The 20903-nt window shown below is 71.4% G+C and carries 18 protein-coding genes and 1 tRNA gene; 4 read left to right on the top strand and 15 right to left on the bottom strand.

The features are described from left to right. Positions 1-44: 44 nt before the first annotated feature. The 13 genes from AB0M92_RS07295 to AB0M92_RS07355 form a co-directional block, all read right to left on the bottom strand. Positions 45-632, bottom strand: a complete 588-nt coding sequence (locus AB0M92_RS07295; protein ID WP_366101169.1) for a protein-tyrosine-phosphatase — start codon at positions 630-632, stop codon at positions 45-47. Between the two features lie 98 nt (positions 633-730). Next, positions 731-1378 (bottom strand): L-threonylcarbamoyladenylate synthase, encoded by a 648-nt coding sequence (locus AB0M92_RS07300; protein WP_030153769.1) that lies wholly within the window; start codon positions 1376-1378, stop codon positions 731-733. A gap of 49 nt (positions 1379-1427) precedes the next feature. Further along, on the bottom strand, positions 1428-2273 hold the full coding sequence (gene prmC, locus AB0M92_RS07305; protein ID WP_030857135.1) for a peptide chain release factor N(5)-glutamine methyltransferase: 846 nt from the start codon (positions 2271-2273) through the stop codon (positions 1428-1430). Between the two features lie 76 nt (positions 2274-2349). After that, the gene (prfA, locus tag AB0M92_RS07310) at positions 2350-3429 is read right to left on the bottom strand and encodes a peptide chain release factor 1 (protein WP_366101093.1); all 1080 of its coding nucleotides are present in this window, start codon (positions 3427-3429) and stop codon (positions 2350-2352) included. A gap of 111 nt (positions 3430-3540) precedes the next feature. Continuing rightward, positions 3541-3759 carry a 50S ribosomal protein L31 gene (rpmE, locus tag AB0M92_RS07315; protein WP_030153765.1) on the bottom strand — a complete coding sequence of 73 codons (219 nt, stop codon included), beginning with the start codon at positions 3757-3759 and terminating at the stop codon, positions 3541-3543. A gap of 189 nt (positions 3760-3948) precedes the next feature. After that, a complete protein-coding gene (locus tag AB0M92_RS07320) occupies positions 3949-5049 on the bottom strand; it encodes an LCP family protein (protein ID WP_366101095.1) in 1101 nt (366 codons plus the stop codon). A gap of 306 nt (positions 5050-5355) precedes the next feature. Further along, positions 5356-7506: a transcription termination factor Rho gene (rho, locus tag AB0M92_RS07325; protein WP_366101097.1), complete on the bottom strand. Its 2151-nt coding sequence runs from the start codon at positions 7504-7506 to the stop codon at positions 5356-5358. Between the two features lie 434 nt (positions 7507-7940). Continuing rightward, positions 7941-8867, bottom strand: coding sequence for a homoserine kinase (gene thrB / locus AB0M92_RS07330; RefSeq protein ID WP_366101098.1), 927 nt, complete (start codon positions 8865-8867; stop codon positions 7941-7943). A gap of 340 nt (positions 8868-9207) precedes the next feature. Beyond that, positions 9208-10278 carry a threonine synthase gene (thrC, locus tag AB0M92_RS07335; RefSeq protein WP_366101099.1) on the bottom strand — a complete coding sequence of 357 codons (1071 nt, stop codon included), beginning with the start codon at positions 10276-10278 and terminating at the stop codon, positions 9208-9210. A gap of 6 nt (positions 10279-10284) precedes the next feature. Further along, positions 10285-11589, bottom strand: coding sequence for a homoserine dehydrogenase (locus AB0M92_RS07340; protein WP_366101100.1), 1305 nt, complete (start codon positions 11587-11589; stop codon positions 10285-10287). Positions 11590-11747: 158 nt separating this feature from the next. Beyond that, entirely contained in the window at positions 11748-13139 is a 1392-nt protein-coding gene (lysA, locus tag AB0M92_RS07345; protein ID WP_366101101.1) for a diaminopimelate decarboxylase, read from the bottom strand. Positions 13140-13158: 19 nt separating this feature from the next. Beyond that, positions 13159-14190: an ArgS-related anticodon-binding protein NrtL gene (gene nrtL / locus AB0M92_RS07350; protein ID WP_366101102.1), complete on the bottom strand. Its 1032-nt coding sequence runs from the start codon at positions 14188-14190 to the stop codon at positions 13159-13161. Positions 14191-14267: 77 nt separating this feature from the next. Beyond that, the gene (locus tag AB0M92_RS07355) at positions 14268-14762 is read right to left on the bottom strand and encodes a response regulator (protein WP_366101170.1); all 495 of its coding nucleotides are present in this window, start codon (positions 14760-14762) and stop codon (positions 14268-14270) included. An 81-nt stretch (positions 14763-14843) separates the two neighbouring features. On the opposite strand from AB0M92_RS07355, the gene AB0M92_RS07360 reads away from it, so the two are divergent. Beyond that, positions 14844-14915: transfer RNA gene (locus AB0M92_RS07360), tRNA-Arg, on the top strand. A gap of 445 nt (positions 14916-15360) precedes the next feature. On the opposite strand, the gene AB0M92_RS07365 is transcribed toward AB0M92_RS07360, so the two are convergent. Beyond that, entirely contained in the window at positions 15361-16581 is a 1221-nt protein-coding gene (locus AB0M92_RS07365) for a DNA sulfur modification protein DndB (RefSeq protein WP_366101171.1), read from the bottom strand. 412 nt (positions 16582-16993) lie between these two features. Here AB0M92_RS07365 and AB0M92_RS07370 point away from each other — a divergent pair, with 412 nt between their 5' ends. After that, on the top strand, positions 16994-17299 hold the full coding sequence (locus tag AB0M92_RS07370; RefSeq protein ID WP_366101103.1) for a hypothetical protein: 306 nt from the start codon (positions 16994-16996) through the stop codon (positions 17297-17299). 41 nt (positions 17300-17340) lie between these two features. Here the strand turns inward: AB0M92_RS07370 and AB0M92_RS07375 are convergent, their stop codons facing one another. After that, positions 17341-18504 carry a hypothetical protein gene (locus tag AB0M92_RS07375; RefSeq protein WP_366101104.1) on the bottom strand — a complete coding sequence of 388 codons (1164 nt, stop codon included), beginning with the start codon at positions 18502-18504 and terminating at the stop codon, positions 17341-17343. A 125-nt stretch (positions 18505-18629) separates the two neighbouring features. Between AB0M92_RS07375 and AB0M92_RS07380 the strand changes: the two genes are divergently transcribed. Both AB0M92_RS07380 and AB0M92_RS07385 read left to right on the top strand, forming a co-directional pair. After that, positions 18630-19700 carry an acyl-CoA dehydrogenase family protein gene (locus AB0M92_RS07380; RefSeq protein ID WP_366101105.1) on the top strand — a complete coding sequence of 357 codons (1071 nt, stop codon included), beginning with the start codon at positions 18630-18632 and terminating at the stop codon, positions 19698-19700. Beyond that, positions 19697-20683, top strand: coding sequence for an aldo/keto reductase (locus tag AB0M92_RS07385; protein ID WP_366101106.1), 987 nt, complete (start codon positions 19697-19699; stop codon positions 20681-20683). The genes AB0M92_RS07380 and AB0M92_RS07385 overlap by 4 nt, the downstream gene beginning before the upstream one ends. The last annotated feature ends 220 nt before the right edge of the window (positions 20684-20903 follow it).

Here is a 20903-nt window from a genome sequence, read left to right on the forward strand (position 1 = left end):
CTCTCAGGCTTCGCCCCGCTGCGCCGGCCTCCGGCCGACGACCCTCAGCGCCGGGCGTTGACGCCCGTCAGGGCCGTGACCACCGGGTCCAGCGCCTGGTTGATCTCGTCGCCGATCGAGCGGAAGAAGGTGATCGGCGCCCCGTACGGGTCGTACACCTCGTCCGCGTCCGGCGACGGCGCGAGCAGCCATCCCCGCAGGGCGGCGGCGGCCCGCACCAGGGCTCGCGCCCGCTCCGCGACCCCGTCGTCCAGCGGCGGCAGCGTGGCCGGATCTATCGCCCGCACCAGCCGCGTGAACTCCTTCAGCGTGAACGTCCGCAGCCCCGCCGAATGCCCCATCGAGATGACCTGCGCCCGGTGGTCCCGCGTGGCGGTGAGCACCAGGTCCGCCCGTATGACGTGCTCGTCCAGCAGCTCGCGCCCGGTGAACCCGGTGGCGTCCGCGCCGAAGTCCGCGAGCACGGCCGCCGCGTTCGCCTCCATCGGGGCCCCCTCGTGGCCCCAGGTCCCCGCACTCTCCACGATCAGGTCGCCGACCGGAATACCGCCCAGCCGGTGCGCCAGGGCATGCCGCGTCAGCCGCTCGGTGATCGGCGAGCGGCACACGTTGCCGGTGCTGACGTGGAGGATGCGGAACGTGTCCCCGCCGGCGCCCGCCGGGTGGGAGTCCCCCCAGCCGTGGCTCCCGCCGGAGGTGTGCCCGCTTGCTATGCCACGCCCCTCAGGGCTCACGGGGCCACCTCTAGGTCGGGCACGACCTCCCGCAGCTGCTCGGCGGTCAGCGCCCCCTCGCGCAGCAGCACGGGAACCTTCCCGGTGACGTCGACGATCGACGACGGCTGGATTCCCGGGGTCGGACCGCCGTCCAGGTACACGGACACGGAATCGCCGAGCATCTCGCGCGCCGCGTCGCAGTCCTCCGGCGCCGGGTGTCCGGTCAGGTTCGCCGAGGACACGGCCATCGGGCCGACCTCGGTCAGCAGCTCGATCGCGACGGGGTGCAGGGGCATCCGCACGGCCACGGTCCCGCGGGTCTCCCCCAGGTCCCAGGCCAGCGAGGGCTGGTGCTTGGCGACGAGGGTCAGCGCGCCCGGCCAGAAGGCGTCGACGAGTTCCCAGGCCTGCTCGGAGAAGTCGGTGACGAGCCCGTGCAGGGTGTTCGGGGAGCCGATGAGGACGGGGGTGGGCATGTTGCGGCCGCGTCCCTTGGCGGCGAGCAGGTCGCCGACGGCCTCCGCGCTGAAGGCGTCCGCGCCGATCCCGTAGAGGGTGTCGGTGGGCAGCACGACCAGCTCGCCGCGGCGCACGGCGGATGCGGCTTCACGCAGACCCGTCTTGCGGTCCGTCGCGTCGTTGCAGTCGTATCGCCGGGCCATCAGCGGGACTCCTCGTGCAGCAGGGGGGTGGAGGGGTGGGTCGCGCCCGTCACGGCATCGCCTTGCGGGCGGTGGCGAAGCGCGGGCGGTTGTTCAGGTCGGGGTGGTCGGCGGCGTCGGCCCAGCCCCGCTCCTCGGCGAAGATCCACGGAACCTGGCCGCCCTGGGTGTCGGCGTGCTCGATGACGACGATGCCGCCGGGCCGCAGCAGCCGGTGCGCGGTGCGCTCGATGCCGCGGATGGTGTCGAGGCCGTCCTCGCCGGAGAACAGGGCCATCTCGGGGTCGTGGTCCCGGGCCTCGGGGGCGACGTACTCCCATTCGGTGAGCGGGATGTACGGCGGGTTCGAGATCACCAGGTCGACCTGGCCGTCCAGCTCGGGCAGGGCCCTCAGCGCGTCACCCTGGTGGACGGTGACCCGCGACCCCTCGGCGTTCTTGCGGGTCCACCGCAGGGCGTCCTCGGACAGCTCCACCGCGTGCACGCGCGAGCGCGGCACCTCCTGGGCCATGGCCAGCGCGATGGCGCCGGAGCCGGTGCACAGGTCCACGATCAGCGGCTCGACGACGTCCATCGCCCGGACGGCGTGTATGGCCCAGTCCACGACCGACTCGGTCTCGGGCCGGGGCACGAAGACCCCGGGCCCGACCTGGAGCTCCAGGTACCGGAAGAAGGCGCGGCCGGTGATGTGCTGGAGCGGCTCGCGCGCCTCGCGGCGGGCGACGGCCTCCCAGTAGCGGGCGTCGAAGTCCGCGTCCTTGACGTGGTGCAGTTCCCCCCGCTTGACGCCGTGCACGAAGGCCGCGAGCTCCTCCGCGTCGAAGCGCGGTGAGGGCACGCCGGCGGCGGCCAGCCGCTGGGTGGCCTGGGCCACCTCGGCAAGCAGCAAGTTCACGCTGGTCCTCCGGGCTGCTGTCGTACGGGGGTGGTGCGGGGGCGGTACGGGTCCTGCGGGGGCCGTGCGGCCGGGATCAGTGCGCGGACGCCAGCTTGGCGGCCGAGTCCGCGTCGACGCAGGCCTGGATCATCGGATCCAGGTCGCCGTCGAGCACCTGGTCCAAGTTGTACGCCTTGAAACCCGTCCGGTGGTCCGAGATCCGGTTTTCCGGGAAGTTGTACGTACGGATCTTCTCGGAGCGGTCCACGGAGCGCACCTGGCTGCGGCGCACGTCGGAGGCCTCCTGCTCGGCGGCCTCCTGGGCCGCGGCCAGCAGGCGCGACCGGAGGATGCGCATGGCCTGCTCCTTGTTCTGGAGCTGGCTCTTCTCGTTCTGGCAGGAGGCGACCACGCCGGTCGGGATGTGCGTGATGCGCACGGCCGAGTCGGTGGTGTTGACGGACTGGCCGCCGGGGCCCGACGAGCGGTACACGTCGATGCGGAGGTCGTTCGGGTTGATCTCGACCTCGACCTCCTCGGCCTCCGGGGTGACGAGCACGCCCGCGGCGGAGGTGTGGATGCGGCCCTGGGACTCGGTGGCCGGAACGCGCTGGACGCGGTGCACGCCGCCCTCGTACTTCAGGCGGGCCCACACGCCCTGGCCGGGCTCGGTGGCGCCGTTGCCGCCCTTGGTGCGGACGGAGACCTGAACGTCCTTGTAGCCGCCGAGCTCGGACTCGGTGGCGTCGATGATCTCGGTCTTCCAGCCCACGCGCTCGGCGTAGCGCAGGTACATGCGCAGCAGGTCGCCGGCGAACAGGGCGGACTCGTCGCCGCCCGCGCCCGCCTTGACCTCCAGGAGCACGTCCTTGTCGTCGCTGGGGTCGCGCGGGACCAGCAGCAGGCGGAGCTTCTCGGTGAGCTCCTCGCGCTGCGCGCTGAGCTCCTTCACCTCGGCCACGAAGTCGGGGTCGTCGGCCGCGAACTCCTTCGCCGTCTCGATGTCCTCGGCGGACTGCTTCCAGGCACGGAAGGTCGCGACGATCGGGGTCAGCTCCGCGTAGCGCTTGTTGAGCTTGCGCGCGTTGGCCTGATCCGAGTGGACCGAAGGGTCGGCGAGCTTCTTCTCAAGATCGGCGTGCTCGCCGACCAGTTCCTCGACCGCCTCGAACATCGGGGGCTCCTGAAGTGAAAGTACGAAAAAGGGCTGCGGGACGACAAAGGCGCCGGTCCGGCTGCCCCCGTGTTGGACAGGGTGCAGCCGGGGTCCGGCGCCGGGGGCTCGCTACTTCGAGCCGGCAGCCTTGCCGAAGCGGGCCTCGAAGCGGGCGACGCGGCCACCGGTGTCGAGGATCTTCTGCTTGCCCGTGTAGAACGGGTGGCACTCGGAGCAGACCTCGGCACGGATGGTGCCCTCGGTCAGGGTGCTACGGGTGGTGAACGACGCGCCACAGGTGCAGCTGACCTGGGTCTCGACGTACTCGGGGTGAACATCGCGCTTCAAGGTGTCTCCTAGATTCGGGAGGGCGCCGGGTCGCAGGAGCCGAATTGCGCACTGCGTGAACCGGGGCCGACAGACCAGTCTGCCAGGACCGGGCTGCCTGTCAAAATTCTGAGGACGCCTCCCTCAACGAGGGGGGTACGCCATCTATTCCACTCCCCCGCGGGAAGCGTGTGACCAGGCATTTTCGGGTCACTGCACGATCTGACCGGCCGTGCCCTTGTCGCCCATCGAGTTGGCGGTGGCCTCGGCGGGTACCGGCTGGTCGGCCAGGAGCGCGTTCCAGACCAGCTGGGACTCCTTGGTGAGCGGGGCGACGCGGTCGTGGTCGCGCGGGTCCTGCGTCACCGGCAGCGTGATCATCTTCATGTTCTGGGCGTCGATGCCCTGGAGGCTCTGCGCGAAGCCCATCAGGGACTTCACGTCGCCGAGCGCCTTGTCGGTGGTGAGCGCCTTGGTGCCGGTGTCGGCGAGGTCGAGCAGCCGCTTGGGGTTGTCGAACAGGCCGATGCCCTTGACCTGCTTGATCAGGGCCTTCATGAACGCCTGCTGGAGCTGTATTCGGCCGAGGTCGGAGCCGTCGCCGACGCTCTTGCGGGTCCGTACGAGGCCCAGGGCCTGCTCGCCGTTGAGCTTGTTGGCGCCGGCCGGGAGGTCGAGGTGGCTCGATCCGTCCTTGATCGGCTTGGTGGTGGTGAGCTCGACGCCGCCGAGGTTGTCGATGATCTTCTTGAAGCCCGTGAAGTCGACCTCGATGTAGTGGTCCATGCGGATCCCCGACATCTTCTCGACGGTCTTGACCGCGCAGGCGGCCCCGCCGATGGTGAACGACTCGTTGAACTGGGAGCGCGAGCTGCCGCGGTCGTTCTTGCCGTTGGCCGTCGTGCAGGCCGGCCGGTTGACCATGGTGTCGCGCGGTATGGAGACGACGGTGGCCTGCTTGTGGCCCTCGTACAGGTGGACGATCATCGCCGTGTCGGAGCGGGCCGAGCCGCCGTCGTCCTGCCCGTACTCGGAATTGGCGCCGCCGCGGGAGTCGGAGCCGAGGACGAGGATGTCCATCGAGCCGTTGTCCACGTTCTGCGGGCGGTCGGTGCCGAGCGCCTGGTCGATGTCGACCGTCTTGAGGTTCCCGTTGAGGTGGAAGTAGAACCAGCCGAGACCCGCCCCGCCCAGCAGGACCACTCCGGCGGCGCTCCACGCGGCGATGACCAGGGCCCTGCGGCGCTTCGGCGCTTTCCGTCGGCGCCGGCCCGCGGCACGCCTGCCGCTGCCCCTGCTGTCCTCGCTCATGCTCTCCTCGGTCCCTGAGTACGTTCCCTCTGAACACAGACGGACGAATGGCGTCCAGGGTTCCACGGCCGAAAGGGGTGCCCGTACGGGGGCACTATGGCGGCCACGGTGGGACCAACGGCCCTGGCGCCCTCGGGCGCACCGCTCCCACCTGCGGTTTTCCAAGGGCACGCACGGTGCGACGGGCGGGTTCACGAAAGCCGCGAGTGTGGCGAAGCTCGCAGCCGCGCAAAAACGGGAACCGCCCCCGCCGCGGCTGCGGTGGGGGCGGTCCGGTGGTGCCGTGTACGGCGACGGATCGACGGATCAGTCGTCGTTCTTGCCCGACGGGGTCGTCTTGGCGATCTGCATCAGGAACTCGGCGTTCGACTTCGTCTGCTTCATCTTGTCGAGCAGCAGCTCGATGGCCTGCTGCGAGTCGAGCGCGTGCAGCACCCGGCGCAGCTTCCAGACGATGGCGAGCTCCTCGCTGTTGAGGAGGATCTCCTCCTTGCGGGTGCCCGACGGGTCGACGTCGACGGCCGGGAAGATGCGCTTGTCGGCGAGCTTCCGGTCGAGCTTGAGCTCCATGTTGCCGGTGCCCTTGAACTCCTCGAAGATCACCTCGTCCATGCGCGAGCCGGTGTCGACCAGCGCGGTGGCCAGGATGGTCAGCGAGCCGCCGTCCTCGATGTTGCGCGCGGCACCGAAGAAGCGCTTCGGCGGGTACAGCGCGGTCGAGTCGACACCACCGGACAGGATGCGGCCGGAGGCGGGCGCCGCGAGGTTGTACGCACGGCCCAGACGGGTGATGGAGTCCAGCAGGACGACCACGTCGTGACCCAGCTCGACGAGGCGCTTGGCGCGCTCGATGGCCAGCTCGGCGACGGTGGTGTGGTCCTCGGCCGGACGGTCGAAGGTCGAGGAGATGACCTCGCCCTTGACCGAGCGCTGCATGTCGGTGACCTCTTCCGGACGCTCGTCGACCAGGACGACCATCAGGTGGCACTCGGGGTTGTTCGTGGTGATCGCGTTGGCGATCGCCTGCATGATCATGGTCTTGCCGGTCTTCGGCGGGGCCACGATCAGGCCTCGCTGACCCTTGCCGATCGGCGACACGAGGTCGATGATGCGGGTCGTCAGCACGCCCGGGTCGGTCTCCAGACGGAGCCGGTCCTGGGGGTACAGCGGGGTCAGCTTCTGGAACTCCGGGCGGCCGCGGCCGGATTCGGGCGCCATGCCGTTCACCGAGTCCAGACGCACGAGGGCGTTGAACTTCTCGCGGCGCTCGCCGTCCTTGGGCTGGCGCACGGCACCGGTGGTGTGGTCGCCCTTGCGCAGACCGGCCTTGCGGACCTGGGCCAGCGACACGTACACGTCGTTCGGGCCGGGCAGGTAGCCCGAGGTCCGGATGAACGCGTAGTTGTCGAGGATGTCCAGGATGCCCGCGACGGGGATCAGGACGTCGTCGTCGGCGACCTGCGGCTCGCTCGGCGCGAACTCGTCGCGGCCACGACGGCCACGGCGGTCGCGGTAGCGGCCGCGACGGCCGCGACGGCCGCCCTCGTCGTCGAAATCGTCCTCGGGGCCGTTGCCGGGGGGACCCTGACGGTCCTGACGGTCCTGACGGTCCTGACGGCCACCCTGCTGCTGACGGTCCTGGCGACCGCCCTGCTGCTGACGGTCCTGACGGTCGCCGCGGCCACCGCCCTGACCCTGGCCGCCCTGGCCACCGGCCTGGCCCTGGCCACCCTGGCCACCGGCCTGACCCTGGCCCGCCTGGCCCTGACCCTGGGCGCCCTGGCCCTGGTCGTCGGCCTTGGCGCCGCGTTCGCGGCGGTCGCGGCGGCCGCCCTCGCGCTCGGTACGGTCACCGCGCTCGCGGCGGTCGCGCCGGCCGCGGCCCTCGCCCTCCTGGGCGGGCGCGGAGACGGCGGTGGCGGCCTCGGCCTTGGCCTCGGCCGGAGCGGTCGCGGTGGTGGTGGCGGTCTCGGCCTTGGCCTCGACCTGCACGGCGGTGGCGGGAGCCGCGGTCTCCGGGCTGCCGGAGGGGGCCGTGGCCCGACGGCGGCGGCGCTCGCCGGCCGGGGCGTCCTCGGAGGCAGGCTGGCCCGGGATCTCGATCTGCGCCTGCGCGGCGGGCTTCTCGGCGGGCGCCTCGGCGGCGGCCTCACCCGTACGGGCCTTGCTGGTGGCGCGGCGCTTCGGCTTGGCCTCGGCGGCGTCGGCGGCCGGAGCCGCGGCCTTGGCGGCGCCGCTTCCCGCCTGCGCCTCCTTGATGACCTCGATCAGCTGGCTCTTGCGCATACGCGCGGTGCCCCTGATGCCGAGGCCCGACGCGACCTGCTGGAGCTCGGCCAGGACCATGCCATCGAGGCCCGTGCCGGAGCGGCGACGCTTGGGGGCGGCGCCCGCGGCGGGGGCACTGGTGTCGACAGTGGTGTCGGCAGCGCCCATCAGATCGGTGGTGTCGCTCACGAAGGGTCCTTCCCTGGAGCGGACGTCGGCCTGTCTGGCTCGGCGACCGGTTGTGCTGTCCGACAACGGTCCATGGCTTGATGGGTCATGGGCCGCGGCCGGGGCGGTGGTCCGCCGAAAGAGGAACGGCGGAAAGAAACGTGCATGGGTGGTTCCGGCGAGAAGCCCCCGAGCTGGAAGCGTGGGAATGTCACGCCGATTCCGGAGCGTGCTCGAAACTGCTGGCAGCGATCAAAGCAGTCGGGGAGGCTCCCGGAAGAAAGGTGGTCCCGGATGGGGACACTGAGCACCGAGCCATGGCGGCTTCGGCTGCGCACTTGAGACTAACACTACCGGATCCAACAGATATTCCCCCTCTCAATCACCGGCAATCGCGCCTGCAGCGCGGGCGGCCTGCCCTGGCCGCCCGCCCCCGGCGGGTATGCCCCTACGGCCTAGCCGCCCTGGTTTCCCAGCGGCAGGACGCTCGCGCCCGCGGCGTCGAGGGCGAGCCGGTTCGCCGCCCACCCTTCGCCCGCGAGCCGCGCGACCTTGTCGGCCGCGCCGTTGTCGACCAGCGCGAGGACCGTGGGGCCCGCGCCGGAGATGACCGCGGGGATGCCGTCCGCCCGCAGCCGGTTGACAAGTGCGATGCTCTCCGGCATCGCCGGGGACCGGTACTCCTGGTGGAGCCGGTCTTCGGTGGCCGGCAGCAGCAACTCGGGACGCCTGGTCAGGGCTTCGACGAGCAGGGCCGCGCGACCCGCGTTGACGGCCGCGTCCACGTGCGGGACGTTGCGCGGCAACAGGCCGCGCGCGGTTTCCGTCAGGACCGGCTTGGAGGGGACGAAGACCACCGGAACGATGGAATCGGCGGGCTCCATACGGATCGCCTTGGCGCTGCCGCCGTCCATCCAGGCGAGGGTGAAGCCGCCGAGGAGACAGGCGGCGACGTTGTCGGGGTGGCCCTCGATCTCGGTGGCCAGTTCCAGCAGGGCCGCGTCGTCGAGCTTGGCCTCCCCGCCTATGGTCACGGCGCGGGCGGCGACGATGCCGGCGCAGATCGCGGCGGAGGAGGACCCGAGGCCGCGGCCGTGCGGGATGCGGTTGGCGCAGACGACCTCAAGGCCGCGCGGCTGCCCGCCCAGCAGGTCGAAGGCGGTGCGCATGGAGCGTACGAGCAGGTGGCTCTCGTCCCGCGGGAGGGTGTCGGCACCCTCGCCCGCGATGTCGATGTTCAGCCCGGAATCGGCCACCCGGACGACGACGTCGTCGTAGAGCCCCAGGGCCAGACCGAGGGCGTCGAAGCCCGGGCCGAGGTTGGCACTGCTGGCGGGGACGCGCACCCGTACGGCGGCGGCGCGGAACGCTGGACCGGCCATCGTCCGATGACACTCCTTGTGACTGTGCGAGACGAGATCTTCGCTGGCTCGCTGCGAATGTACTGGAGAACGTACGACACCCGAAGGCCCTCTGGGCAGCACCACGGACATATGCGCGGTGGCGGATGTAAGTACAGCCTATCGAAGGAAGGTTCTCTCGCGACATAGGGCGCACAGGAGGCGCACGATGCGTGTCGGGGTCTTCCCGCGGATTCCGCTGAATGCCGCCGGGTTTTGCGCCGTACGACCTGAGTTGCCGGATTCCGGAAGCCTCCGGGAGGCGTTCCGGAATCCGGCGGACAGGGCGACCGGGGGCTGCCCGGGTGCCGGGGTACTGAGGTCAGACCAGGCCGAGGCGGATGGCGGCCGCCTCCGCGTCCACCGGGACGGTGACCGGCTGGGGAGCGCCGGCGACGGCCCAGTCGGGGTCCTTGAGGCCGTTTCCGGTCACGGTGCACACGATCTTCTGGCCGGGGTCGACCAGGCCCAGCTCGGCGGCCTTGAGCAGGCCGGCCACGGACGCGGCCGAGGCGGGCTCGACGAAGACGCCCTCCTGCGCGGCCAACAGGCGGTAGGCGGCCAGGATCTGGCGGTCCGTCACCTCGTCGATGAAGCCGCCCGACTCATCGCGCGCGGCGAGCGCGTAGTCCCAGGAGGCCGGGTTGCCGATGCGGATCGCGGTGGCGATGGTGTGCGGCTCCTTGACGACCTCGCCGCGCACGATCGGCGCGGAACCGGAGGCCTGGAAACCCCACACGCGGGGCGTACGGGAGGCCAGGCCATCGGCCTTGTACTCCTTGAAGCCCTTCCAGTACGCGGTGATGTTTCCGGCGTTCCCGACGGGCAGGACGTGGATGTCGGGGGCGTCGCCGAGCGCGTCGACGATCTCGAACGCGGCCGTCTTCTGGCCCTCGATGCGCACCGGGTTCACGGAATTGACCAGCGCGACCGGGTAGTTGTCGGACAGCGCGCGGGCCAGGTCCAGGCAGTCGTCGAAGTTGCCGTTCACCTGGAGGATCTTGGCGCCGTGCACCAGCGCCTGGCCCATCTTGCCGAGCGCGATCTTGCCCTGGGGCACGAGGACGGCCGAGACCATCCCGGCGCGCACCGCGTACGCGGCGGCGGAGGCCGAGGTGTTGCCCGTGGAGGCGCAGATGACGGCCTTGGCGCCGTCCTCCTTGGCCTTGGTGATGGCCATGGTCATGCCGCGGTCCTTGAAGGACCCGGTGGGGTTCGCGCCCTCGACCTTGAGGTGGACCTCGCAGCCGGTGCGCTCGGAGAGCACCTGCGCGGGAACGAGGGGCGTACCGCCCTCGCGGAGTGTGACCACGGGAGTCGTGTCCGTCACCGGCAGGCGGTCCCGGTACTCCTCGATGATGCCGCGCCACTGGTGGGTGCGATTGCTGCTCATGGGCCCTTACTCCCCTTCAACACGCATGATGCTGGCGACACCGCGCACGGTGTCCAGCTTCCGCAGTGCCTCGACGGTGCCGGAGAGGGCGGCGTCGGGCGCGCGGTGGGTGACGACGACGAGGGAGGCCTCATTGCCGACCCCGTCCGGACGTCCTTGCTGTCGTACGGTATCGATGGAGACACCGTGCTCCGCGAACGTCGTCGCCACCTGGGCGAGGACGCCGGGCTTGTCGGCCACGTCGAGGCTGATGTGGTACCGCGTGACGACGTCGCCCATGGGGCTGACCGGCAGCTGGGTGTACGCCGACTCGCCGGGCCCCGTTGCCTCGGCGAGCTTGTTGCGGCAGACGGCGACGAGGTCGCCCAGGACCGCCGAGGCGGTCGGAGAGCCGCCCGCGCCGGGCCCGTAGAACATGAGCCGCCCGGCGGCCTCCGCCTCGACGAAGACGGCGTTGTACGCCTCGCGGACGGAGGCGAGCGGGTGGGTGAGCGGGATCATCGCCGGGTGCACCCGGGCGGTGACGGACTCGCCGTCGGCGGCGCGCTCCAGGATGGCGAGGAGCTTGACGGTGCAGCCCATGCGCTTGGCGGAGGCGAAGTCCGCGGCGCTGACCTCGGTCATGCCCTCGCGGTAGACGTCGTCGAGGCGGACGCGGGTGTGGAAGGCGATGCCGGCCAGGATCGCGGCCTTGGCGGCGGCGTCGTAGCCCTCGACGTCGGCGGTGGGGTCGGCCTCGGCGTACCCGAGGGCGGTGGCCTCGTCGAGCGCCTCCTGGTACCCGGCGCCGGTGGAGTCCATCTTGTCGAGGATGAAGTTCGTCGTGCCGTTGACGATGCCCATCACCCGGTTGATCTTGTCGCCGGCGAGGGACTCGCGCATCGGGCGGACCAGCGGGATGGCGCCGGCGACGGCGGCCTCGTAATAGAGGTCCCGCCCGTGCTGCTCGGCCGCGGCGTGCAGGGCCGCGCCGTCCTGGGCGAGCAGCGCCTTGTTCGCCGAGACGACGGAGATGCCCTGCTCGAAGGCGGTGGTGATGAGGGTGCGGGCGGGCTCGATGCCGCCGATGACCTCGATCGCGACGTCGATGTCGCCGCGTTTGAGGAGGGCGGTCGCATCCGTGGTGATCAGGGCGGGGTCGATGCCCTCGCGCACCTTGGAGGGGCGGCGTACGGCCACGCCGGCGAGCTCGACGGGCGCGCCGATGCGGGCCGTGAGGTCGTCGGCGTGCGTCGTCATGATGCGCGCCACCTCTGAGCCGACCACTCCACAGCCCAGCAGCGCCACCTTCAGCGGACGCGTACGCATCATTCGACCTACGCCTTTCGATCTTCCATCACCACCCGGCGTGCGGTATTGCGCGCCGGGTCTCAACCAGTCTCACTCAATGGACAGGACTTTCCATCCCCGGTCCATTGAGTGAGACACCTATTTTGAGGGTATGGGGGCTTCTCCCCGAAACAACCGGATCATCCGAGGTCGAGACGCAGAAGATCTTCCTCCGTCTCGCGCCGGACGATCACCCGGGCCCGTCCGTCGCGCACGGCGACGACGGGCGGGCGCAGCGCGTGGTTGTAGTTGCTGGCCATGGAGCGGCAGTAGGCCCCGGTGGCGGGTACGGCGAGGAGGTCTCCCGGGGCCAGGTCGGCCGGCAGGAAGGCGTCCTTCACCACGATGTCGCCGCTCTCGCAGTGCTTGCCGACGACGCGGACCAGCATGGGCTCGGCGTCGGAGACGCGGGAGACGAGCGTGACCGCGTACTCGGCGTCGTAGAGGGCGGTGCGGATGTTGTCCGACATGCCGCCGTCGACGGAGACGTACGTGCGCAGCCCTTCGAGCGGCTTGATCGTGCCGACCTCGTAGAGGGTGAAGGCGGTGGGCCCGACGATGGCGCGGCCGGGCTCGACGGAGATGCGGGGCGCGCGCAGCCCGGCGGACTCGCATTCGCGGGCGACGATCTCGTGCAGGGCCTTGGCGATCTCGTGGGGCTCGCGCGGGTCGTCGGAGGAGGTGTACGCGATGCCGAGGCCGCCGCCGAGGTCGATCTCGGGCAGCTCGACGCCGTGCTCGTCCCGTACGGCGGCCAGCAGCCGCACGACGCGCTTGGCGGAGACCTCGAAGCCGGCCATGTCGAAGATCTGCGAGCCGATGTGGGAGTGGACGCCGAGCAGGTCGAGGCTGTCGTGCCCGAGGGCGCGCCGTACGGCCTCGGCGGCGCTGCCGTCGGCGACGGCGATGCCGAACTTCTGGTCCTCGTGCGCGGTGGCGATGAACTCGTGCGTGTGCGCCTCGACGCCCACCGTCACGCGGATCTGGACGGGCTGGCGTACGCCCAGCTCACGGGCGATGTGCGCGACGCGGGCGATCTCCTGGAAGGAGTCGAGCACGATGCGGCCGACGCCGGCGGTGACGGCCCGGGTGATCTCGGCGACGGACTTGTTGTTCCCGTGGTAGGCGATCTGCCCGGCGGGCATGCCGGCGGCGAGGGCGGTGGTCAGCTCGCCGCCGGAGCACACGTCGAGGTTGAGACCTTCCTCCCCCAGCCACTTCACGACGGCCTTGGAGAGGAACGCCTTGCCCGCGTAGAACACGTCGGCGTCGGGCCCGAAGGCGTGCGCCCAGGCCCGGCAGCGCTCCCGGAAGTCCTCTTCGTCGAGGAAGTAGGCGGGGGTCCCGAACTCCTGGGCGAGGGAGGTGACGGGGATGCCCCCCACGGTCACCACCCCGTCGCCGTCGCGCCGCACGGTCCGCGCCCAGACCTTCTCGTCGAGCGCGTTGAGGTCGGCGGGCGGCGGGGAGTAGTGGCCCTCGGGCAGGACGTCGGCGTGGCGGGGCCCGGCGGGGTGCGCGGAACGGCTCATCGGTATCTCTCTTCGCAGATCACAGGCAGTCAGGTGCGTCTATGCCGAGAAGGGCCAGGCCGCCGGCCAGCACCGTCCCGGCGGCTTCGGCAAGGGCCAGCCGGGCGCGGTGGGCGGCCGAGGGTTTCTCGTCCCCCTCGGGCAGCACGCAGTGCTGGAAGTCGAGCAACTCGTCGCCGACGCGGACGAGGAACCGTACGAGCTGCTCCGGCGCCCGCCGGTGCGCGGCGGCCTCCAGCACGAGGGGGTACTCGGCGAGCAGCCGCAGCAGCGCGGGAGCGGCGCCGGGGGCGCCGGGCCGGGTGCGCAGGGCGGGCCGGGCGGGCTCGGCCGGGGCATCGATCTCGCCGGGCTCGGCGTGGAAGCCGAGGCGGGCGGCGCCGCGGCCCAGGGCCCTGGCGCGGGCGTGGGCGTACCGCACGAGGAAGAACTCGCTGGACTCGTCCTGGACCAGCAGCCGGGCGCCGAACTGGGGGGTCTCGCGCGCCGGAACGGCGAGCACGGCCCAGGTGGCGGCGTCCCGCCCGTAGGCGGCGACCACGTCCCCGTCACGGCGCGCGACGGGGGCGACGGCCGCCCGGGCGGACGGCCCGTCTCCGTCTCCCTGGCTGCGCAGGAGGCGTACGACGGCCTCGTGGACGGCGCGGTGGCGGAACTCGGCGGTGGCGGCCCAGCAGAACGGCTCGACTTCGACGGCGTCGGCCGCGTACCCGTAACGCGGTCCGCGCGACAGCACTTCGCGGACGAGCCCGGCGGCGCCGCGGGTGGCGAGGGTGAAGTTCAGGAACCCCGCGCCGGTGACCTCCACGCGCACGAGACCGGGCTCCGCCGCCAGGCCTTCGGCGATCACCCGGGCGACCTCGGCGGGGGGCCGTCCGGCGGCCCGGGCGACCTGGAAGGCGACGGGGGTGGCGTAGTCACCCACCCCGCCGGGGCGGGTCCGCTCGACGACGATCCGCTCGGGCACATCCGTCCCGGCGGGCAGCTCCCCGTCCTCGACGGCACGGCGCACGGCGCGTGCGACGGTGCTGGAGAGGTCGGCGGGGGTCACGGGACCAGCCTAGGGGAGAAGCCCTCCCATCCCGCGAACGGTTTCGCCATGTGAACAGGTGACCGCCACGACCGCCGCTACCCTCTGCCGCGCCCGGCCGGCGTGCCCTTCCGCTCGCGCCGGTCCTTGCGCTCGATGAGCCGGTGTACGACCCGTACGAGTTCGGCGGGCTCGAAGGGCTTGGCGAGGAACGCGTCCACCCCGGCCTCGATGCCCGCCTCCACCTCGTGCTGCGTACAGGCGCTCACGATGGCGAGGGGCAGATGCCGCGTCCGCGGATCGGCACGCAGCTGCGCGGCGGTCCCGAACCCGTCCAGGCGGGGCATGACCACATCAAGGGTGATCACGTCGGGACACACGCGATGCACGACGTCCAGGCACTCGGCACCATCGTTCGCGGTCACGACCTCGAAGCCCTCCAGCTCGAGATTGACCTTGATCAGCTGCCGGATGACCTTGTTGTCGTCGACAACAAGCACCCGGCCCGAGGCGCCTGACACAACTTGAGAGTAGGTCCGCCTAAGCCCCCGCGTCCGGGTTTTTGCCACTTCCACCCCCTCCGGGCGACGCACGTCCCCCGGGCCCGCAATCCGTTCCTGATCACCCCGCGGAAGCTGGTAGTGTTCAACCCGTCGCCGCAAAGCGAACGACACGCCCCCGTAGCTCAGGGGATAGAGCAACGGCCTCCGGAGCCGTGTGCGCAGGTTCGAATCCTGCCGGGGGCACTTCGCAGGAAGTGCCCAAAGACCCCGCCATCAGCGGTAACGCTGAAGCCGGGGTCTTCGCGTATGTGCAGCCACATGTCAGCCCTTGAGGCCTATTCGCGGCATGCACTTCGCCACAACTCCCCAGGTCAGCCTGGGGAACACGAAGGCCCCCGGTCTCCCGAGGGGCCTCGGGCCACAGCGGCTCACGCCGGAGGAACGGACCGCGGCCGCCCGGCTCGCCCCGGACGGAGCCCGAACCCCGCGGGTTCCCCGTCACCGACGTGCTTCCGGCGGGGGCGTTGCGATAGCGGCGCACCACGGACGCTCAAGGGCAGGACGCATGGGAACGGCCCCGACCGATTCATCTGGTCGGGGGCCATTCGTCTGGGGTGGGGTGTGGGACCTGCACCCGTGGTCACGTCGCCGCGACGACAGTCATGTCCAGCCCGGCGCGAGCGGGAACCTAAAACCGTCCGCGGATCTGCTTGCCCATATCGCTCTCCGGGCGGTTCAGCGCGTCGTAGACCTTGTGGCCGGAATCGCGGGCGCCGCCGGCCCAGGAGACGGACCCGCCGTCGGTCACCTTGGCCGCGACGCCACCCCAGTACTTCCCCTCGCGCTCCCACTCGATGCCTTCCAGCATGCGCTCCAGGGTGACGCCCTCGGGCATGGGGTCAGCACTCCAGGACATGGTGCGGTTCATGGTCGCGCCAAGGCCGGCTACGACGGCGGGGGCAGTGACGGCAGTCTTGGCGTGGAAGAGCGCGGCGTGCTCCTGGAGGAACGCACCGACCGTCTCCATGACCTCGCGCTGGACGACAGCCTTGTCGGGACGATCGCCGTCCTCGTTGGCGGGGATGTCCTCGTACTCGATGCCGGTCGAAGCAGCGTGGATACCGGCCTTGCCGAGCATCGCCGTGGCGACGAGGGTCCGCAGGACCGACATCGTCATCCACTCCACGGCCTTGTCCGACACCTGGCGCTTGCCCGTGAGGATCAAGCTGGACAAGGGCAGCGTGGCTTCCCCGCTCGGCACCTTCAGCGACTCCATCAGCTTGCGGGTCACGGTGGTGCCGAAGTCGCGGCCGTCCATGGACATGGCCAAGGACTTGTCGACCGGGACTCCCTTCAGGTTGCGGTCGTGGAAGATCTGCCGGGCGGCCATGACGCTGATGCCGTGGAAGATCTCGAACGACAACGGAATCGCGCCGAAGTCAAAGTCCTCCAGGTCGTAGACACTCGGGTTGATCTTGATCCGGTGCCAGGCGGTGACCTGAGTCTCGCTGTCGAGAGCGAAGAGGCCGTCCTTGATCGGCAGGGCCGACGAGCCGTCCTCGGAGATGACCAGCGGGCGCGGCGACCACAAGGTGATCTGCGGCAGTGACCAAGCGTCGTCGTAATCCCCCTTCAGGCCGGCCGCAATGTAGTCGGCGTACTCGCCGACGTTCTTGGCCTTCTTGCTGCCGGCGGTGCCGAGGAGCCGCTGGACCTCGGCGCGCGTGCGGGCGTACTCGCTGATCGGCCGGCCGGCCTTCTGGGCGCGCTTGGTGGCGTCCTCAACCTCTTGAGGGTCGTTGACGATGGCCAACAGGTTCTCGCAGTCGATGACGCCGTTCGCCATGACCCCCTTGCGGATCTCCCGGAGGTTGACGGGCAGGCCAGTGGTCACCGGCTTCAGAGGCATGGGCACGGTCAGAATCCCCCCTGTACGGACAGCACTTGACGTGCCGTCACTTCACGGAACGTTAATGGACCCGATGCAAGCGGGGCAACTGAGGTGGTCAGATCGCTCAAAAATCCGCACCGCAGTTGAGAGACCTCAAGTGCGGTGGAGGAAAGGATCTCTATCAGCGGGGCCGCGGTTGACTTCTTTTCAATCCGGGCGACCAGATCACCCAAGCGCCGAGCCGCCGGTAAGCACATTGGGCGGTTGCTCAGCCGTAGGTCGGCGGGATGGGGCGTCAGTTGCGGCTGTTCCAGCCCAGCCGTGAGCGTGGCGCTCGGGCCTGCCCGACCCCTTGCGTGTCCCCTTGCGTGCGCGGCAGATGCGTGTCACACAGAGGTGAAGCGGGACGATCTGGGGAGGGGACCGCCGAATGTCCGCGTTCTTTCCCATCGAACGGTTCGGAGATCAAGCCAGCAAGCTCATCACCGCGGTACCAGTGCAACTGGCCAAGGCGCACTCGAAGGCTCGTGCCACACGCGTGGCAGCGGAGCTGAAGAAGCGAAGCCCCTACGGCGTCACCCGGGCCGAGGCCGTACGCGAGAACCTGGCAGACATGGCACGCGAGCTGCAAGAGTCGGTCCTCTTCCCGTTCAGGTACGCAGACAAGCCCAAGGCGATGCGTCTGGACTCTCGCCGCCCGTACCTGGACCGGCGGCACAGTCCGCGTCACCGTTGAGCATCCGACCTGCTGGAACGTGGGGGGAGGGGGTGCGGGGGTCAGGGCAGCCAGCGGGCTCGGGGCAGGAGGATGCCGATGGCGCCGCTGAGGGCGAAGAGGATCGGGGAGACGAACTCGCCGGGTGCGCCGGCCCAGGTGAACAGGCCCGCGAGCCCGATCAGGAGCACGACGGCCGCGGCGGCCTGCCAGACCGTCTGCGTCCGCCTCTCGTGGCTCGGCGCCGTCCGGCGGTCCTCCGGGAGGTCTTCCCACCCGAGGGCCGGAACGATCAGCCGGTCCCGGCAGACGTCCGCAAGGACGCCGGAGACCAGGGACAGCACGTGGCTGCGAGCCTCCCCCACCGCCTCGACCGCCTCCGCATGCGCGACGGCCGCCACGCGGTAGCGCTCCAAGGACTCCTGGACGTGCGCCGCGTAGACACGGACCTGCTCCACCCGCCGCGCCCTGCCCACCCGGTCCCCGCTGAGCACCGCATGGCGCGCCAGCCGTTCCAGCGCGAGGCAGAACTCCTCGACGGTACGGAACGACCAGTCCACCGCGAAGTACGCCGTCGGCCGCCGGTCCCTGCCGCGCAGGGACTCCCGCACGGTCCTGACGCGGCTTTCCACCCCGTCCGGCAGCACCAGTGCCTCCAGAGCCACGACGCCCCGGCGCACGGCCTCCCCGTACGGATCCGCCCGGCGGCGCGAGACCGCCTCCGCGGCCGTCGCCGCGGCGGCCAGGGCCAGCAGGCCCGCGCCGACGGCCGCGGAGAGGGGGCGCAGGCCGCCGCCCCATCCTCCCAGCGCTCCGTAGAGCATCAGAGCCGGTGCGAGAACGGCCGGACCGTACAACCACTGCCGTGCGACGGCCCAGCGCCTGGACGCGGAGACCCGTGCCGCGAGGGCGTCGGCGTCCGGCAGACCGGCCCGGGCGCCGTCGGCGGCCGTGAGCGCCGTCCGGAGTTCGTCGACGCGCCTGCGGGTCGAGGGGCTCCGGCGCAGCGGGCCGGAGGTCAGCAACCCACCGGGGCGTCTGCGCGGGCACAGGACGAGACCCGCCGTGACGATGAGGACGACCGGTATCCAGACGGTGCTCACGTCCAGCAAGAACATGATCAACCAGCTGCTGGTCTCCGGATCCGCGTGTGCGGATCCCTCGGGCCCCGAGAGGAGGGTGACGGTGTGGGTCATGGCTTCGAGGCTCACACGGAACTCTGACATCCGGGGGCTCTAGGTCGGTGCGAGTCGGGGTTGAGGGGGGTGTGGGATGGTCCGGGCCGCTTGTCGGTGGCTTCTTGGGAGGCAGGATGGTTACGGGGACCGGGCTCGTTGAGCGGGCCGGGGGGTTGGGTGAGTTGGCGCGGCGGCGGGCCGGCGATGCCGAGGAGCGGCGGCGGCTGACTCCCGACGTGGTGGCGGGGGTGCTGGAGAGCGGGTTCGCCCGGCATTTCGTGCCCGTCGGGTTCGGCGGGGCCGAGGGGACTTTCCGCGAGTTCGCCGACGCCGTGGCCGTCGTCGCCGAGGGGTGTGCCGCTGCCGCCTGGTGCGCTTCCGTGGCGTCCAGCCTGGCCCGGGTGGCCGCCTTCCTGCCGGCGCAGGGGCAGGCCGAGGTGTGGTCGGAGGGGGCCGACGCGTTCGTCGTCGGGTCGCTCTCACCCGCCGGGAAGGCCGTGCCGGCGCCCGGCGGGTGGCGGCTGTCGGGGAGTTGGGCCTGCGTCAGCGGTGTCGACTTCTCCGACTGGGTCGTCGTCTGTGCCGTGCTCCCCGGGCGGGCCGGCGCGCGGTTGTTCGCGCTGCCCCGCGGGGCCTACGCCGTCAAGGACACCTGGAGCGCGTCCGGGATGCGGGGTACCGGGAGCAACACGGTCATCGTCGACGACGTGTTCGTGCCCGAGTCGCGGAGCGTGGACCGGCAGCGGCTGTTCGACGGGTCCGGCGTGCCGGTCCAGGCCGTGAACGGGCTGTCGTGTGCGCCCGCCGCCCTCGGCGCCGCCCGCGGCGCGCTCCGGCTGTGGACCGGCGACACCGCGCGGCGGCTCGCGCGCGGCGCCGGGAAGGCGGGGGGTCCCGGGCCCTCCCTCAGTACGTACGAGGCCGCCCTGACCCGCAGCTCCGGCGAGATCGACGCCGCCGCGCTGCTGCTGGAGCGGGCCGCGGACGTCGCCGACCGGGGCGCGCGGATCACCGAGGCGGAGATCGCCCGCAACGTCCGCGACTACGCGCTGTCCACCGAGCTCCTCGTCCACGCCGTGAACCGGATGTTCGCCACCGCCGGAACCTCGGGGCAGAGCCTGGAGAGCCCGTTGCAGCGCGCCTGGCGGGACGTGAACTCCATCGCCACCCACATCGCCCTGACCTTCGATCCGGCCGCCGTTCTCTTCGCGTCCCGTCCCTTTGCCTTGGAGGCAGCAGCATGACCGGTGTTCCGACCAGGTTCCTGGGTGAACTCGCCGTATCCGCGCAGGGTCTGGGCTGCATGGGCATGAGCCACGGCTACGGCGCCACCGACGACGCCGAGTCGGTCGCGACCCTGCACCGCGCCCTCGACCTCGGGGTGACCCTGCTGGACACCGCGGACTTCTACGGCAGCGGGCACAATGAGGAGCTCATCGGGCGGGCCGTCGCCGGGCGCCGCGACGAGGTCGCGCTGGCCACGAAGTTCGGCTTCGCGAACCGGCTCGGCGAGCCCACCCTCGTACGGGGCGACGCCGCCTACGTACGGCAGGCCTGCGAGGCGTCGCTGCGCCGGCTCGGGGTCGACCACATCGACCTCTACTACCAGCACCGGGTCGATCCGCGGGTCCCGATCGAGGAGACCGTCGGCGCCATGGCCGAGCTGGTACGGGCCGGGAAGGTCCGCCACCTCGGCCTGTCCGAGGCCGGCGCGCAGACCATCCGGCGGGCGCACGCGGTGCACCCGATCGCCGCGCTGCAGAGCGAGTGGTCGCTGTGGTCCCGGGACCTGGAGGCGGAGATCGTCCCGGTCTGCCGCGAGCTCGGCGTCGGCGTGGTCCCGTACGCCCCGCTCGGGCGCGGGTTCCTGACCGGGCGGTACGGCTCGGTGGAGAAGCTGGCGGAGACCGACGTACGGCGCGGGCACCCGCGCTTCGCCGACGGCAACCGCGAGCGGAACCTGGCGATCGTCGCGAAGCTGGACGAGCTCGCCGCGGCGAAGGGGGTCACCGCCGGGCAGCTGGCCCTGGCCTGGGTGCAGCACCGGGGCGAGGACGTGGTGCCGATCCCGGGCACCCGCCGGCAGCGCTACCTGGAGGAGAACCTCGCGGCCCTGGCCGTCGAGCTGTCGCCCGGGGACCTCGCCGCGATCGAGGCCGCGGCGCCGCCCGGGGAGATCGCGGGCACCCGGTACGACCCGACCGGGCTCACCTTCGTCAACGGCTGAGCCCCCGCCGTGGGTTCCGCCGGGGTTGGGCCCCCGGTGTGAGTACCGCCCAGCCCCCTCCGCCCAGCCCCCTCCGCCCAGTCCCCTCCGCCCAGCCCCCTCCGGCCGGCGGCCGCTGCCCGACCCCCTCCGACCCCTCCGCCCGCCTGCTGCACGCCAGCAGGCGGGCGGCGGCGTATGAGAATTTCATGTCCGCTCGTGCCTTCGTCACTGGCCGCGC

It is taken from the genome of Streptomyces sp. NPDC051582 (assembly GCF_040681715.1).
Classification (GTDB): Bacteria; Actinomycetota; Actinomycetes; order Streptomycetales; family Streptomycetaceae; genus Streptomyces.

Coding starts and splice junctions, on each gene's coding strand:
- AB0M92_RS07300 (WP_030153769.1), bottom strand. CDS start 1,378: ATGGCCCGGCGATACGACTGCAACGACGCGACGGACCGCAAGACGGGT.
- prfA (WP_366101093.1), bottom strand. CDS start 3,429: ATGTTCGAGGCGGTCGAGGAACTGGTCGGCGAGCACGCCGATCTTGAG.
- AB0M92_RS07320 (WP_366101095.1), bottom strand. CDS start 5,049: ATGAGCGAGGACAGCAGGGGCAGCGGCAGGCGTGCCGCGGGCCGGCGC.
- thrB (WP_366101098.1), bottom strand. CDS start 8,867: ATGGCCGGTCCAGCGTTCCGCGCCGCCGCCGTACGGGTGCGCGTCCCC.
- thrC (WP_366101099.1), bottom strand. CDS start 10,278: ATGAGCAGCAATCGCACCCACCAGTGGCGCGGCATCATCGAGGAGTAC.
- AB0M92_RS07340 (WP_366101100.1), bottom strand. CDS start 11,589: ATGATGCGTACGCGTCCGCTGAAGGTGGCGCTGCTGGGCTGTGGAGTG.
- lysA (WP_366101101.1), bottom strand. CDS start 13,139: ATGAGCCGTTCCGCGCACCCCGCCGGGCCCCGCCACGCCGACGTCCTG.
- AB0M92_RS07365 (WP_366101171.1), bottom strand. CDS start 16,581: ATGCCTCTGAAGCCGGTGACCACTGGCCTGCCCGTCAACCTCCGGGAG.
- AB0M92_RS07370 (WP_366101103.1), top strand. CDS start 16,994: ATGTCCGCGTTCTTTCCCATCGAACGGTTCGGAGATCAAGCCAGCAAG.
- AB0M92_RS07375 (WP_366101104.1), bottom strand. CDS start 18,504: ATGTCAGAGTTCCGTGTGAGCCTCGAAGCCATGACCCACACCGTCACC.
- AB0M92_RS07385 (WP_366101106.1), top strand. CDS start 19,697: ATGACCGGTGTTCCGACCAGGTTCCTGGGTGAACTCGCCGTATCCGCG.